This is a genomic window from Streptosporangium sp. NPDC006013, assembly GCF_040614275.1.
Lineage (GTDB): Bacteria > Actinomycetota > Actinomycetes > Streptosporangiales > Streptosporangiaceae > Streptosporangium.
In genome coordinates this window covers 14,257-28,196 of record NZ_JBEXUE010000005.1, presented here as the reverse complement: position 1 = coordinate 28,196, position 13,940 = coordinate 14,257, and the positions used below count along the sequence as shown (strand labels likewise).

Sequence of the window (13,940 nt, the reverse complement as noted above, 5' to 3'; positions counted from 1 at the left end):
CGTCAAACCCCATCGAGGTGGTCGTCTTCGGGGAGCCGCGCCGAGACCAGCGCGACCGCCAGCGCGCAGGCGGCGGTGTGGCTGATGGATATCCGGATCCGCTCCCTGCCCCCCGCCGCGTCGGCGAGGGCACCGCTCAGCCGTACGTCGGGCGGGTGCCCGTGCAGGCAGACCGCACTCCGGGAGCACATCGGGGTGGGCCGGGGCAGCACCTCCGCCTGGCCGAGATGCTCGGCGGTCTCCGCGACGTCCAGCAGGCGCAGCACCGCCCGCTTGGCCGCGAGGCGGCCCGCCCAGTGCTGGAGGGTGCGGCCCGTGCCCGACCGCAGACGCTCCGGGCGGGTGTAGACCTGCTCCAGCCGCATCTCGCCGAGGAGCTCCTTCGGCCGGGAGAGCCCGGCGAAGGAGACCATGGCGCAGCCCCACCGGCTCACGCGCCCCGCTCCTGGGCCAGCCGCCGCGGCGTGCCGGGATCGGTCATGCTCAGGCAGCGGGCGCCGACGCCGCGCGACAGCCCGGCGAGCGCCTTGCTGTCGCCCACCTCGACACAGAGCGTGGTCGTGGTGGTCCGCAGCGCCGTCTCGGTCCACCGCACCCGCTCGGTGAGCTGGGTGATCAGCGCCTCCCTGATCACGTCCAGATCCATGGTGGGTTCGGCGGTGACGTTGGGCACGACCGGGACGCGGGGCGGCGCCATCGGCGCGGCGCGCACCGCCTCCCGCCAGCCGGGTACCGCCGGGGCCATCAGCGGGGAGTGGAAGGCGTTGCTGACCTGGAGCGGCACGATCTTACGGGCGCCGCTCGCCAGCTTGCCCAGCCGCTCGATCGCGGGCAGGGCGCCGGAGACCACCACGTGGCCCGGCGCGTTCTCCAGGCCCACCACGAGTGGCTCGTCCGCGGTGGCGGCCTCGGCGGCCAGCGCCTCGACCTCCTCGACCGCCAGCCCCATGACCGCGCTCATCCCGCCCGTCACCCCGACCTCGGCCATCAGCCGGGAACGGATCTCCACCAGCCGGAGCGTGCCCGCCAGATCGAGCACGCCCGCCGCGTACAGCGCGCTGAGCTCGCCGACGCTGTGCCCCGCGACCAGGCCGGGTTCGTGCCCGTCGGCGCGCAGCACGGCCAGCGCCGCCAGGTTGCACACGGTCACCGCCGGCTGGGCGTGCTCGGTGGCGACCAGGCGGTCCAGCGGCCCCTTGGCGCAGAGCGGCGAGATCGGCTGCCCGAGTAGCTCGTCCGCCTGGGCGAACACCTCCGCGGCCACCGGCTTGCGGCGCAGCCAGGCGCCCATGCCGACGCGGACCGTGCCCTGTCCTGGAAACAGGAACCCGAGCATGAGATCCCCCTGTCCCCCGGTTAGAGCCGCCGCCTGCGGCGGTTGGCCGCCTCGGCCGGCTTCTCGGTGCCCAGGAAGCCGGTCAGCAGCTTGTTGACCTGCTCGGGGGCGTCGAGGGGGATCCAGTGACTGGCGTCCTCGATCCGCTCGTAGCGCCAGGGGCCCTTGACGTACTTGGCGGAGCCGGTCATGCCCTCCTCCATCATGGCCTTGTCACCGGCTGACCAGATGCCCAGCGTGGGGGCGAGCACCGGCGGGAAGGGCCGCTCGGGACGGAGTTCGGACTCCGGTGAGCGGTTGGCCCGGTACCAGTTCAGACCGGCGGTCAGCGCGCCGGGGCGGGCCAGGTCGCGCAGGTAGCGGGTGTGGTCGCCCTCGCGCCCCATGATCTGCTTGAACAGCCGCCACCCGTTGCGGCGCAGCAGCGTCTCGCTCACCCCGGGGAACTGGTAGAAGAGCATGTACCAGGAGGCCGCCCGCTGCTCCAGCGTCGGGGTGGAGAACACCCCCGGGTGACCGACCGACAGCACGGCCAGGTGGTCGACCCTGCGGGGCATCAGGAACGAGTACATCCACGCGATGGCCGCACCCCAGTCGTGACCGACCAGGTGCGCCTTGCGGATGCCCAGTGCCAGGGTCAGTTCGACGACGTCGTTGACGATCGTCTGCATGTCGTAGGCTTCGATCTCCTGCGGCTTGCCGGACTCGCCGAACCCTCTCAGGTCCGGGGCGATGACCCGGAAGCCCGCCTCGACCAGCGCCGGTATCTGGTGGCGCCACAGGTAGGAGGAGTCCGGGAATCCATGCAGCAGGACCACCGGATCGCCCTCGCCCTGGTCGACGAACGCGATGTCGACGCCGTTGACGTGCAGCGTCCTGTTGACCAACGATTCCATGCTCATGCGGTCTCCCTAAACAACCGTTCGGCGAAGAACTCACTGAAGCCGAACTCCGGCACATCCTCCGGGGGCACCATGTTCAAAAGCCCCGTCACCTGCAGTGCGACGTTCTGCGACATCAACCGGCGGGCGCGCCTGCGCCGCTCGGTGGCCTCGGGCCCGAACTCCGCGTACAGCTTGCTGATGATGGCCGCGCCGAAGTTCAGGCGGTCCATCCGCGCCTTGCGCTCCTTCAGGTAGGGGTCGAAGGCCCCCACCGACCAGTCGTCGCTCTCCAGCAGGATGTCGGCGACGGTCCTGGCGTCGCGCATGCTGCACGAGAGGCCGGTGCCCAGTACGGTGTCGCCGTTTCCCGCCTCGTCGCCGATCAGCACGACCCCGTCGGTCAGCGGCGGCCCGTCGGGGATGAGCGTCATCGACGGCCAGACCGCCAGCGGTCCGACGGGGATCGCCTGGGTCACCACCTTGCCCCGGTCGGGCAGGCAGTTGAGCTCGAAGGCGTTCAGGAAGTTCCGCACCGCGTCGGGTCCGCGGTAGCGGTGCTGGGTGCCGGTCGCGAGGTTGAGGTAGAGCCGCGCCCGGCCGAAGCCCTGCGGGAACACCATGAACATGACGTCGCCCTCGGTGCCCATCGCCTGCACGTCGGAGGGCCAGTCGTCCAGCCCCTCGACCATCATGCCGCCGCCCCAGTGGTGCACGGAGCCGCTCATCGAGACACCGATCTGCCGGCCCACGGCGCCGACCCGGCCGGAGGCGCCGAGCACCATCCTGGCCCTGATCTCGTGTTCGCGGCCGTCGTTGAGGTAGGTGACCGTCGGCTCCTTGCCGGGGGTGACCTTGATCCTGGCCGCGTCCATCACCAGCCTGGCGCCGTACTCCGCCGCCTGCGCCGCCATCAGCTCGCACACCGCGTGGTGCGGGAACGACTGCGGGCCGCCGACCTCGGGCATCGACCGGGTCATGTCGATGGCCTCGACCTCGTCCGCGGGAATGGCCTCGTCCCAGGTCATCCACTCGCGGATCTCCCAGGCGCCGCCCGCCGCGAAGCAGTCGGCGACACCGAGCAGCTGTGCCTCCCGAACGCCCCAGGGCGCCAGCCACTCGCCGCGCACCAGGTCCTGGTAGACCTTCTGCTTCTCCAGCAAGACGACCGACAGACCACCCGCGGCCAGCTTGCTGGCCGCGGACGCGCCCGCGATTCCGCCACCGACGACGACGACATCGGCGTACTCAACGGTCATGCCTGCCATCCTTCCCAATACGTGCGTTCTCTGGCTCGGTACCGCTTCGCCGGTCGGAAGTCGGTACCGATCGTGTAGGCGACCGGCACCATGCACACCTGGGTGACCCCGGACGGGATGTTGAGCAGTTCGCCCACCTGCCGCTCGAAGGGCACGTGCATGCAGGTGATCGTGCTGCCGAGACCCCGGCTGCGCAGTGCCAGCTGGAAGGACCAGATCGCCGGGAAGATCGAGCCGTAGAAGGTGCTCGCCCGCATGGCGCCGAGCCGCACCTCGTGTCCGGTGTCCTCCGCGGGCTTGGCCGCCATCTGCCGCTCCCAGGCGGCGTCGATGGCCGCGATGTCCGGCGGCCGGCCGAGCACGCAGGGGATGACCAGGACGGGCACCCTCGCGATCCCCTCGGCCAGCGCGACCACCGAGGCGTTGTTCCGCCGTGCCGCCTCGCTGTTCCTTCTGCGGCCGGCGCTGGTCCATACGTCGTTGCGATGGAAGTTCCAGGAGACCCGCATCAGCTCGGCGAGCTTCTCCTTGATGGCGGGCTCGGTGACCACCAGCCAGCGCCAGTGCTGCTGGTTGTTGGCGGTCGGGGCCTGGACGGCGACCTCCAGGGCCTCCTCCACGACCTCGCGCGGCACCGGCCGGTCAAGGTCGAGCCGCCGCCGGACGGACCGGGTGGTGGTCAGCAGCCGATCGGTCTCCTGAACGTCGAACGGCGGGCCGGCCTCCGGGGCCGGTTTCATGGCATCGCCCCCAGCAGGACGGCGCCGCGCACCGAGTCGGCCGCCGCGGTCAGCACCAGCGCCTGCTCGACCGCCTCCGACAGGTGCGGCTTCCTGACGTAGGACTCCACCTCACCGGCGTACGGGTGTTCCAGGCCGTGCAGCGCGGGGGCGATCCCGTCGCGGATCGCCAGGGCGGCCACGGCGAGGTTCATCGCGCCCGAGGCCGCCTGGCAGTCGCCGGTCTGCCCGACCGAGGTGGTGAGCAGGCCGTCCGGCACCAGTTCGAGCAGGACCGCCGCCTCGTCGGCGTCGTACCGGCCGCCGGTACCCGCGCCGACGACCAGACCGGCCTTCCCCGCGGAGAGGCCTGCCAGGCTGCGCCTGATCGACTCCCGCTCGCCCTGCTCCCCGGTGCCGGCGTGGCCGCTGCCCAGGATCCGCGCGTACGCGCGTCCCCCGCGTGCGGCGCAGTGCTCGGCCGACTCCACCAGGATGGCCACGGCCGCGGATCCGGGAACGGACCCCGTGCGCTCCCGGTCGTAGGGGGTGACCACCGTATCCCCGGCGGCCCCGGCGGCCGTCGCCGTCGTCTCGTCCGCCGCCACCACCAGCACCACGTCCGCCTTGCCCGCCTTGATCATCTCAATGGCGCAGTCCAGCGCGATCGAGGCCGAGGCCTCGCCGTTGCAGATCGTGGTGGTCGGGCCGCGCAGGCCCAGGGTCTGGCAGACCGCGCCGCCGGTGGCGTTCAGCACGACGTTGGAGAAGCTCAGCACGGCCGGCTTGTTCGGGTCGACCGCGACGCTCTCGTCGAATCCGCCGGTGCTCTCCACCGAGCCCGCCGCGGTCGCGAAGATCAGTCCGACGTTGTCCAGCGCCGCCCTGGGCAGCTTGATCCCGGCGTCCTCCCAGGCCAGCCGGGAGGCCGCGATCGCCATCCTGGACAGGTGGTTCATGTGCCGCCAGAGCGAGCGGGGCGCGAACGTCCGTCCCTCCAGCGAGGGCGCCCGGCCGACGGCCTGGCGGCCCTCCGCGAGTGCCTCGGCCAGCTCGGCGATCCCGGTGCCCAGCCCGCTGACCGGGCCCAGCCCAGTGATCACGACCGGCCGGTCGGGCAACTCCTCGTACTCGCGCTCGCCACCCGGGGTGGTCAGCGCGAGCGCGACGTTGTTGCCGCCGAAGGCGTAGTTGTTGGAGACCACGGTCTCGATCGGCATCCGCCTGGCCACGTTGGGCACGAAGTCCAGGTCCGTCGTGGTATCGGCGTCGAAGCCGATGGTCGGCGGCGCCATGCCGTGCCGGAGTGCCAGCACGCTGGCGACCGCCTCGACCGCGCCGGCCGCGCCCAGGGTGTGACCGACGAAGGACTTGATGCTGCTGGTGGGCACCCGCGGCGCGCGGTCGCCGAAGACCGCCCGCATCACCTTGGCCTCCATCGCGTCGTTGGCCGGCGTGCCGGTGCCGTGACCGCTGACGTAGCTCACGTCGTCGGTGCTCATGCCCGCGTCGGCCAGCGCCCGGCGTACCGCGCTCGCACCGCCCCGGCCGGTGGGGTCGGGGGCGGTCGCGTGGTAGGCGTCCGCGGACAGCCCGTACCCGGCGACCTCGGCCAGCGGGGTCGCCCCCCTGGCCAGCGCCCGGTCCAGCGGTTCGAGCAGCAGGAACGCCGCACCCTCGCCGAGGTTGAGACCGTCTGAGCGGCTGTAGGGCGCGCAGGGTCCGGTGCTGAGCGCCTGCAGCCCGGCGAATCCGGCGTAGGTCCCGAACAGCAGCGGGTCGACGCCACCGGCCAGCACCACGTCCGCCTCGCCGGTGAGGATCTTGTCCTTGGCCAGGCCGACGGCGTTGCCGCCGGCCGCGCACGCGGTCGACACCAGGATGCGCGGCCCGCGCATGCCCAGCCGCCCGGCCACCACGTCACCGGTGCGGTGCATGGGCTGGTAGCGGCCCGCCGCGTCCGGGGTCGCCTGGCACTTGCCGAGCACCAGCCCGAACCGGTCGGCCTCGACGTCGTCCGCCGACAGCCCCGCCTGGCCGACGGCCTGACGTGCCGCGATGAGGGCCAGCTGGGCGGTGCGGTCCAGGGCGGCGTCGGAGTCCGGCAGCTGCCCGGTGATCCACTCGGTGGGGACCTGACCCGCGTACCGGGCGGTGAACACGGCGAACGCCTCGTCGTCGACCGGGGTGACACCCCCCTGGCCGGCCATGAGCCGTAGCCAGAACTCTTCCGGGTCACGGCCGATGGCGCAGATGACACCCAGACCTGTGATGACGACGGGGCGCGACGCCATGCTCACTCCTTCTCCGACGATCAGCCGATCAGATGATCGGGATGCTCCAGCTCTTGGGCGTGATGTAGGGGCTGGTCAGCGTGGTGACCTCGGCGTCGCCGACGGTGAACCGCAGACCCGCCGCGGCGAACTCCGCGTCCACCCGCGCCAGGCCGAGCGTGGCGCCCAGCCCGAGGCTGTGCACCGCGTACACCACCTCGCCGATGTCCTGACCGGCGGCCAGGACCCGGGTGCCGGGCTCGGGGACCGATCCGCCGCCGCTGAAGCCGAGGGTCCGGCGGCCGACGGAGCCGTTGAACGCCTCCAGCACCGCCTCCTTGCCGATGAACGACTCCTTGGTGATGTCGACGAGCCAGTTGGCGCCGCCCTCGATGATGTTGACCCCGCCGGTCGCCTCGTGCCGGATCACCGGCTGCCGGACCTCCAGCATGGCGATCTCCAGTGCCTCGTTGCCGGCGGGCACCGCCTGCTCCAGCGACTGCCGCCACAGCTCGGCGGCCGACTCGGTGGGCACGATCATCTGGTAGCCGTACTCGCTGGTGAACCCGGTCCGCCCGAACACGATGTCCACGCCGTTCCAGGTCGTGTCCACCACGGCCTCGAACGGCAGCGAGGCCAGCTCGCCGTCGATCAGCCGGCCCACCACGCCCCAGGCGTAGGGGCCCTCCAGTCCCAGAATGGTCAGGTCGCCGGAGCGGTCGACGATGTCGACGCCCTCGTCGTTGTGCTTCTGCAGGTGTTCGAGCAGGCGCGGCCCGGCGCCGCAGGAGCTCTCCAGGAACATCCCGTTCTCCCGGCCCCACACGACCACCTGGTCGACGATCTGCCCCGACTCGTCCAGGACGAGGCTCATCATGCAGCGCTCGGAGGTCAGGTACTCGACGTCGCGGGCGAGGACCCGCTGCGCGAAGTCGACGGCGCCGTCACCGCTGATCTCGATCAGGCCGAGCCCGCTCAGGTCGAGCAGCGCGGCCCGCTCCCTGAGGGCCTGGTACTCCTCGGCCGGCGTCGAAAAGCGCAGTGGGACGGTCACGTCCAGCACCTCGCCGAAGACGGTCTCCTCCGGGTGCGCGTTCGCGAGTACGGAATCCATTTCTCACACCTCTCCATGAGTGCTGCCGGCCGCCGGGTCGGCGATCGTGATGATTCCTTCGGCGGCGATGTTCCCGTCCACCCGCGCCGAGACCCGGTACTCCCCGAAGCCTCTGCCGCCCGCGCTCCGCTCCGCGGTCAGGACCAGCTGGTCACCGGGGACGATCCGGCGGCGGAAGCGCATCGACCTGACCCCCGCCAAGTAACTGATCTTGCTTGTCCCGGTGAGCGAGAAGACCACTCCGGCGAGCTGGGCCATCGCCTCGATGACCACGACGCCCGGCAGGATCGCCTCGTCGGGGAAATGCCCCTGGAACCAGATCTCGGTCCCGGCGACGTTCTTGATCGCGGTGCCTTTGACGCCCGGCTCGACCTTGTCGACGCGGTCGAGCAGCAGCATCGGCCAGCGATGCGGGATCAGCTCCCTGATCTGGTCGTTGTTCAGGCTGAGCGATTCCCTGGACGACTGGGCAACGGTCATACCGCGGCTGCCGCTCGCAGTTCGGGCTTGATCGTCTCCGCGAGCCGGGACACCGAGCCGAAGACCGCCATCTCGCTGTCGTAGAGGGCCACCCCGAACTCCGCCTCGATCGCGACGTAGAGCTCAAGGATGTCCAGGCTGTCCAGCTCAAGGCCGCGGCCGAACAGGGGCTGGTCGTCGGTGATCCAGTTCGGCTCGATCTCCAGATCCAGCCGGTTCACGATCATCTTCTTGATCTGGTCACACGCCTGCTGACGCTGGGCAGCCCTGGCGCGCAGCTCGTCGATGGTCATCTTTCCTCCGTGCTCGTGCTGTCGAAGCTCGTGCTTTTGATGACAGGCTCAGCCCAGGCCGCCGCCGTGGGCGACCATCACCTCTCCGGTGACGTACGAGGCCTTGTCCGAGGCGAGGAAGCTCACGATCGACGCGATCTCCTCGGGCCTGCCCATCCGGCCCAGCCGGATGCGGGACTCGTACTGCTTCCTGATCTGGGCGGGAACGCTGCGGGTCATGTCGGTGGCGACGAAGCCAGGGGCCACCACGTTGACCCGGACGCCGTGCGGCGCCGCCTCGTAGGACAGCGCCTTGCTGAAGGCGATGATCGCCCCCTTGGACGCCACGTAGTTCGTCTGGCCGGGGAAGCCACCGTCGAGCCCGCTGACCGACGACAGCGTCACGATCGAGCCGCGCCGCTGGTGCTGCATGATCCGGAGAGCCTCCCGGCAGCTCAGGAAGGTGCCGGTGACGTTGACGTCCATCGGCTCGCGGAACTGCGCAAGGCTCATGGCGACGAGGTGCCGGTCGCGGGTGATGCCCGCGCTGGTCACCAGCACGTCCAGCCGGCCGAAGTCGGAGCGCAGGCCGCGGAAGAGCTGCTGGACCTCCTCCTCCTTGGTGACGTCGGCCTGTACGGCCGTCGCGCCACCACCCTCCTGCTCGATCTGGGCGACGAGGTCCTTGGCGTCCTGCTCGGCGCGCAGGTAGTTGACCACGACGTGAGCGCCTTCCCTGGCCAGATCGAGCGCCACCGCCCGCCCGATTCCGCGCGACCCGCCTGTTACCAGGGCCACCGAGCCTTCGGTAAAGAGCATCCTCGTCTCCAGGGTGTCAGTGGTGAGGTTAAAGGGAGCCGACCTGATCGTCCGCTTACAAGGGGAGAGGCTACTGAAGCCGGTTTTCAGCCCGATATCATCCGGATATCCGGCTATTGACGCTGATGACAGCGGTACGGAACGCTGACGCCCATGGACGAGCTCGATGTCGAGGTGTTGATTGTCGGAGGCGGCCCGGTCGGCCTGTCCGCCTCGATCGAGCTTTCGAGGTACGGGATATCCTCGTTGCTCGTCGAGAGGCACCAGAAAACCTCCCTCTTTCCCAAGGCCCGGCTCATCTCGACCAGGACCATGGAACTGGTCAGGGCGTGGGGAATCCAGGACGAGGTCGAACGCGCCGGACTGCCCCGCGAGGAGACCCTGGCGGTGGGCGTCGGAACGTCGCTGACCGATGACGACTTCCTGCGGGCGGTCGCGCCGCTGCACGAGGACGCCCCGCAGAGCCCGACCTACACCTACATCTGCGCCCAGGACCGTTTCGAGGTGATCCTGCGCGCGCTCGCCGAGGCGCAGCCGGGCGCCGACGTCCGTTTCGACACGACCATGACGGAGATGCGGAAGACCCCGGACGGCGTCGAGGCGGTGATCGAGTCCGCAGGGGTCCGCCGCGGAGTCCGCGCCCGCTACCTGGTGGCCGCCGACGGCGGCCGGAGCACCACGAGGGACGCGCTCGGCATCGCCATGACCGGTCCTCCCCCGCTGGGCAACATGATCAGCGTCATGTTCGACGCCGACCTGGGGCCGCTGCTCCGTGATCGCCAGGCCGCGCTCTACTTCCTGCTCAGCAACCCGCCGTGCGCGGTGGAGGCGGTGGACAACCAGCGCCGGTGGATGATCCAGACCGGGTACGACCCGGCGCACGGCGGCAGCCCCGACGACTTCACCGAGGAGGTCTGCGTCGCGGCGGTGCGGTCCGCGGCGGGCATCCCCGACCTGGCGGTGAACATCGTGGGCATCATGCCCTGGCTCCAGCAGGCCGTGGTCGCCGACGAGTTCCGCAGCGGCCAGGTCTTCCTCGCGGGGGACGCGGCGCACGTGGCCACCCCGCAGGGCGGGTTCGGCATGAACTGCGGCATCCAGGACGCGCACAACCTCGGCTGGAAGCTCGCCGCCGTGCTCCGGGGCACCGCGGGGGCCGGCCTTCTCGACACCTACACGCCCGAGCGGCGCCCGATCTCCGACCGTACGGTCACCGAGAGCCTGAACAACGCGCTCATCACCTTCCAGATGATGGAGGGCCGCCTGACCATGCAGGAGTCGATCGACCAGCAGGCGGGCCGGCGCAGCTCGGAGGGCCTGGTGCTCGGCTTCCACTACGACTCCGCCGCCGTCGTCGCGGACGGGACGCCCGCCCCCGAACCCGCCGACCCCTACCGGACCTACCTGCCGACCGCCCGCCCCGGCCACCGCATGCCCCACGTCTGGCTGTCGCGGCGGGGCGGTCAGGTCTCCACCTTGGACCTGCTGGGCAGCTCGTTCACCCTGATGACGCCCGCGGGCACCGGCTGGGCGCAGGCCGCCAAGCAGGCGGCCCAGGACACCGGGGTCGCCGTCACCGCGCTGGAGATCTCCGCCGACGGCTCGGCGGAACTCACCTCACCGACGTGGGCGGAGGAGTTCGGCGTGGGCACCGCCGGAGCCGTACTCATCCGCCCCGACGGTCACGTCGGCTGGCGCTCCCCCGGCGCGGAGGCGTCGGCGAACGCGCTGACCGGCGCCCTGGGCACCATCCTGGCGAGGTTGTAGCCGTCGTGGCCGGCGAGCTCGTCGACCGATCCCCGGTAGGACCCCGAGCAGAGCCGCGCCGCCGCCATCCGCAGGGTCAGCGGGCACCCCGAGGAACTGGCCGCGAGTCTGGTCATCGCCTGCGGCTCGGCCTCCATCCTGGCGGTGCCGACCAGCATGACCGCCAGTGCCCTGGACTCCTCGAAGCCCAGCGGCCGGACGAACTCCCGGTGCGCGCCCTGGCGGGCCACGAACTCGTCGAGCGGATCCCGGCTCGTGACGATCACCCGGCAGTGCGCGCCGCCCGGCAGCAGCGGGATGACCTGGGCGCTGTCGCGGGCGTTGTCCAGCACGACGAGCAGCCGCCGGCGCGCCGTCCTGCTGCGGTACAGGGCCAGCTTCTCGCTGAGATCCTCGGGGATGGCGTGGCCGGCCACGCCGAGCGCGCGCAGGAAACGGCCGGCGACGACACCGGGGGTCAGGGCCGCCGCGCCCTCGTCCCCCTGCAGGTCGGCGAAGAGCTGCCCGTCGGGGAACTGGGCGATCCTGCGGTGCGCCCACCGCAGGGCCAGCGCGGTCTTTCCGAAGCCGCCCAGACCCGTCACGACCACCGTTCCCGGCCCGGTCGTCTCCGGGGAGAAGCGGAGCGCGTCGTCCAGGGCGGCGAGCTCCGCGGTGCGCCCGGTGAACGGCAGGGCCTGCGGGGGGAGCTGGGAGGGGATGACGAACTCCTCGGCCCGCCGCACCCCCGACACCTCCATCAGCGCGGACTCGTCCCGCAGGATCTGGTCGTGCAGCCGCCTCAGCTCCGGGCCGGGTTCGAGCCCGACCTGTTCCACCAGGTGCCGCCGGCCCTCCTGGTAGGTCCGCAGTGACTCGGCGCGGCGCCCCGAGCGGTACTGGGCCAGCATCAGCTGCGCCCGGGCGCGCTCCCTGAGCGGGTGCTCCTCCACCACGGGAACCAGTTCCGCGATCGCCTTGAGGTGGTTGCCGAGCTCCAGCTCCAGCTCCAGGCAGGCCTCGATCGCCTCCAGCCGCGACTCCCGCAGCCGGGCCGCGTCGTAGCGCATGCTGTGGATGTCCTCGAACGGGGTTCCCCGCCACAGGGAGAGCGCGTCCCGCAGCACGGCGATCGCACCCTCCCGATCGCCCCCGGCGGCCTGCCGGCGCGCCCGCGCCACGAGGTCGTCGAAGCGGAGCCTGTCGATCTGCTCGGGGGCCGCCCTGAGCAGGTAGCCGGGGCTCGACGTCATGATGTCGTCCGCCCGGTCCCCCAGCGCCCTGCGCAGCCGCGACACGCAGATGGCGATCTGCCCGCGGGCGCTCTGCGGGGCGTGTCCGCCCCACACCGCCTCGATCAGCCGGTCCACCCCGACGACGCGGCCCGCGTTCAGCACCAGGCTGGCCAGGATCGCGCGCTCCCGGGGGCCGCCGATCCGAAGCTCCTCGCCCTTCCTGAACACCCCGAGCGGCCCCATGATCCGAAACTCGAGTGGTTCGTCCATCACTGGATCCGCATCAGGTACTTCTCAAGCTCGTCGGCGGCCCGAAGGGTGCCGCCCGAGGCATGCAGATCCTTCTGCATCTCCCCCGTGCACCGCTGGATGACCTCGCTGCCCGCCACCTCCAGCACCGCCTGGAGCAGCAGTTCCCCGGTGACCTCCTCCGGCGGGATGGACCGGCCGAGGTTCAGCTCCTCGATCCGCCGGGCGGCCACCGCGTCGATGGACGACGTCGGGACGACCACCATCGGGCAGCCGGAGTGCAGCGCCTCCATCACGGTGCCCATGCCCCCGTGGGTGACGGCCACCGAGGCGTGCTGGAGCACCTTGTAGTGCGGCATCCACCGATGCGCCTCGATGTTGGGGGGCAGCGGGCCCAGGTCCGCGGGGTCCATTCCGTCCGCGACCGTGATCACCACGTGCCACGGAACGCCGGTGAAGGTCCGTACGCACATCTGGAAGAAGTCCGGATACTCGTTGAAGACCGCGCCGAACGAGACGAGCGCGACCGGAAGCCCGCTGGCCGGCGGCTGCCACTCGCCCAGGAAGTTCCGCTCGCCCAGGCACGGCCCCACGAACGCGAACCGCTCGTCGAAGCTGTCACCGACGTACTGGAAGGACCGCGGCATGTTGATGATGCTGAAGTCCTGGATCTCCCACCACAGCTCCGCGGGCGGGACGTCGACCCCGTGCGCACTGGACAGGGCGCTGATCCGGGCGAACATGTCGTCCACCCAGTTCGGCATGGACTGCTCGGCCCCGTCGGAGTTGTAGATCGCGTTCAGGTACGAGAAGTTCGCGTTCGACGCGAACATCGGGATGAGCTGGGTCGCGGGCCGGTTCCACTTCCTGGCCAGGATGCGCCCCGCGTAGAGGATGGAGGTGTCGTAGACGATCATGTCGGGGAGGTCGTCGGCCGGGTAGGACTCCAGGGCCGCCAGCATGTCCGCGCTCTCGTCGAGCAGGACCGAGAGCAGGTAGAGCGGGTCGCGCGCCAGGTTCAGGAAGTCCGAGTCCCGGTACTTCGAGTCGTAGCGCAGCGCGGTGGCGCCGGCCTCCTCCACGATGCCCACCATCATGTCGCCGGTCAGATAGGAGACGCGGTTTCCTCTGCGGACCAGCTCCGTCACCACGGCCAGGTTGGGGATCACGTGGCCATGGTCGGGATGAACCAGGAAGAGGAAATGTTTCGCCATCTGGGAGAATCCTGTCTCTCTGGGATTTCTGACCTGATAAGCACTGATTTCGCGACAAAAGAACTAGCCCATCGGCGACAAATCAGTCACTGCGATCTGTCGGCAATGCTAGTTAGGGCCTATTTAGGGCAACACCCCTAACCGTCTTCCACAGGCGCGCGCGCCCGGGATCGAGTTCACAGCGCGATAACGGAAAAAGAGCGCCACCCTAGCCGGGCCGCCATTCATCCGCAACGAACGGCGATGGGGACTGGGGTACCGGGTGAAGTGTTAGGGGTTACCCCTAGCCATTCCGAGACCGCTGCCGGCCACCTCGCGGGGTGCCGGTTTCCGCCTGGACACA

The 13,940-nt window shown here is 70.7% G+C and carries 13 protein-coding genes; 1 reads left to right on the top strand and 12 read right to left on the bottom strand.

The window, feature by feature from the left end; all coding sequences use genetic code 11:
* Positions 1–2: 2 nt before the first annotated feature.
* The 10 genes from ABZ260_RS01620 to fabG are packed head-to-tail and all read right to left on the bottom strand — an operon-like array spanning position 3 to position 9,153.
* Positions 3–434, bottom strand: a complete 432-nt coding sequence (locus ABZ260_RS01620) for a phosphopantetheinyl transferase (RefSeq protein ID WP_350956816.1) — start codon at positions 432–434, stop codon at positions 3–5.
* Positions 431–1,336: an ACP S-malonyltransferase gene (locus ABZ260_RS01615; protein ID WP_355611457.1), complete on the bottom strand. Its 906-nt coding sequence runs from the start codon at positions 1,334–1,336 to the stop codon at positions 431–433. Before ABZ260_RS01615 ends, ABZ260_RS01620 begins: the two co-directional genes overlap by 4 nt.
* Before the next feature lie 20 nt (positions 1,337–1,356).
* On the bottom strand, positions 1,357–2,238 hold the full coding sequence (locus tag ABZ260_RS01610) for an alpha/beta hydrolase (RefSeq protein WP_355611454.1): 882 nt from the start codon (positions 2,236–2,238) through the stop codon (positions 1,357–1,359).
* Complete coding sequence (locus ABZ260_RS01605) at positions 2,235–3,476, bottom strand: FAD-dependent oxidoreductase (RefSeq protein WP_355611451.1); 1,242 nt, start codon at positions 3,474–3,476, stop codon at positions 2,235–2,237. Before ABZ260_RS01605 ends, ABZ260_RS01610 begins: the two co-directional genes overlap by 4 nt.
* Positions 3,473–4,216 carry a nitroreductase family protein gene (locus ABZ260_RS01600; protein WP_355611448.1) on the bottom strand — a complete coding sequence of 248 codons (744 nt, stop codon included), beginning with the start codon at positions 4,214–4,216 and terminating at the stop codon, positions 3,473–3,475. Before ABZ260_RS01600 ends, ABZ260_RS01605 begins: the two co-directional genes overlap by 4 nt.
* Positions 4,213–6,489 (bottom strand): beta-ketoacyl-[acyl-carrier-protein] synthase family protein, encoded by a 2,277-nt coding sequence (locus tag ABZ260_RS01595; protein WP_355611445.1) that lies wholly within the window; start codon positions 6,487–6,489, stop codon positions 4,213–4,215. The genes ABZ260_RS01600 and ABZ260_RS01595 overlap by 4 nt, the downstream gene beginning before the upstream one ends.
* A gap of 28 nt (positions 6,490–6,517) precedes the next feature.
* Complete coding sequence (locus ABZ260_RS01590) at positions 6,518–7,582, bottom strand: glycine cleavage T C-terminal barrel domain-containing protein (protein WP_355611443.1); 1,065 nt, start codon at positions 7,580–7,582, stop codon at positions 6,518–6,520.
* Positions 7,583–7,585: 3 nt separating this feature from the next.
* Positions 7,586–8,062 (bottom strand): 3-hydroxyacyl-ACP dehydratase FabZ, encoded by a 477-nt coding sequence (gene fabZ / locus ABZ260_RS01585; RefSeq protein WP_350956826.1) that lies wholly within the window; start codon positions 8,060–8,062, stop codon positions 7,586–7,588.
* Positions 8,059–8,355: a phosphopantetheine-binding protein gene (locus tag ABZ260_RS01580; protein WP_343964540.1), complete on the bottom strand. Its 297-nt coding sequence runs from the start codon at positions 8,353–8,355 to the stop codon at positions 8,059–8,061. Before ABZ260_RS01580 ends, fabZ begins: the two co-directional genes overlap by 4 nt.
* A 48-nt stretch (positions 8,356–8,403) precedes the next feature.
* Entirely contained in the window at positions 8,404–9,153 is a 750-nt protein-coding gene (gene fabG, locus ABZ260_RS01575) for a 3-oxoacyl-ACP reductase FabG (RefSeq protein ID WP_030916371.1), read from the bottom strand.
* A 153-nt stretch (positions 9,154–9,306) separates the two neighbouring features.
* Here fabG and ABZ260_RS01570 point away from each other — a divergent pair, with 153 nt between their 5' ends.
* Positions 9,307–10,920, top strand: a complete 1,614-nt coding sequence (locus ABZ260_RS01570) for an FAD-dependent monooxygenase (RefSeq protein WP_355611439.1) — start codon at positions 9,307–9,309, stop codon at positions 10,918–10,920.
* Here the strand turns inward: ABZ260_RS01570 and ABZ260_RS01565 are convergent.
* Together ABZ260_RS01565 and ABZ260_RS01560 are read right to left on the bottom strand one after the other, a co-directional pair.
* Positions 10,836–12,404, bottom strand: coding sequence for a BTAD domain-containing putative transcriptional regulator (locus ABZ260_RS01565; protein ID WP_355611436.1), 1,569 nt, complete (start codon positions 12,402–12,404; stop codon positions 10,836–10,838). The two genes, ABZ260_RS01570 and ABZ260_RS01565, sit on opposite strands and share 85 nt — an antisense overlap.
* A complete protein-coding gene (locus ABZ260_RS01560; RefSeq protein ID WP_350915277.1) occupies positions 12,404–13,597 on the bottom strand; it encodes a macrolide family glycosyltransferase in 1,194 nt (397 codons plus the stop codon). The genes ABZ260_RS01565 and ABZ260_RS01560 overlap by 1 nt, the downstream gene beginning before the upstream one ends.
* Positions 13,598–13,940: the final 343 nt, after the last annotated feature.

What these genes read in the sequence shown, in the direction of transcription:
- ABZ260_RS01615 (WP_355611457.1), bottom strand. Translation starts at nt 1,336, where the DNA reads ATGCTCGGGTTCCTGTTTCCAGGACAGGGCACGGTCCGCGTCGGCATG.
- ABZ260_RS01610 (WP_355611454.1), bottom strand. Translation starts at nt 2,238, where the DNA reads ATGAGCATGGAATCGTTGGTCAACAGGACGCTGCACGTCAACGGCGTC.
- ABZ260_RS01605 (WP_355611451.1), bottom strand. Translation starts at nt 3,476, where the DNA reads ATGACCGTTGAGTACGCCGATGTCGTCGTCGTCGGTGGCGGAATCGCG.
- ABZ260_RS01600 (WP_355611448.1), bottom strand. Translation starts at nt 4,216, where the DNA reads ATGAAACCGGCCCCGGAGGCCGGCCCGCCGTTCGACGTTCAGGAGACC.
- ABZ260_RS01595 (WP_355611445.1), bottom strand. Translation starts at nt 6,489, where the DNA reads ATGGCGTCGCGCCCCGTCGTCATCACAGGTCTGGGTGTCATCTGCGCC.
- ABZ260_RS01590 (WP_355611443.1), bottom strand. Translation starts at nt 7,582, where the DNA reads ATGGATTCCGTACTCGCGAACGCGCACCCGGAGGAGACCGTCTTCGGC.
- fabZ (WP_350956826.1), bottom strand. Translation starts at nt 8,062, where the DNA reads ATGACCGTTGCCCAGTCGTCCAGGGAATCGCTCAGCCTGAACAACGAC.
- ABZ260_RS01580 (WP_343964540.1), bottom strand. Translation starts at nt 8,355, where the DNA reads ATGACCATCGACGAGCTGCGCGCCAGGGCTGCCCAGCGTCAGCAGGCG.
- fabG (WP_030916371.1), bottom strand. Translation starts at nt 9,153, where the DNA reads ATGCTCTTTACCGAAGGCTCGGTGGCCCTGGTAACAGGCGGGTCGCGC.
- ABZ260_RS01570 (WP_355611439.1), top strand. Translation starts at nt 9,307, where the DNA reads ATGGACGAGCTCGATGTCGAGGTGTTGATTGTCGGAGGCGGCCCGGTC.
- ABZ260_RS01565 (WP_355611436.1), bottom strand. Translation starts at nt 12,404, where the DNA reads ATGGACGAACCACTCGAGTTTCGGATCATGGGGCCGCTCGGGGTGTTC.
- ABZ260_RS01560 (WP_350915277.1), bottom strand. Translation starts at nt 13,597, where the DNA reads ATGGCGAAACATTTCCTCTTCCTGGTTCATCCCGACCATGGCCACGTG.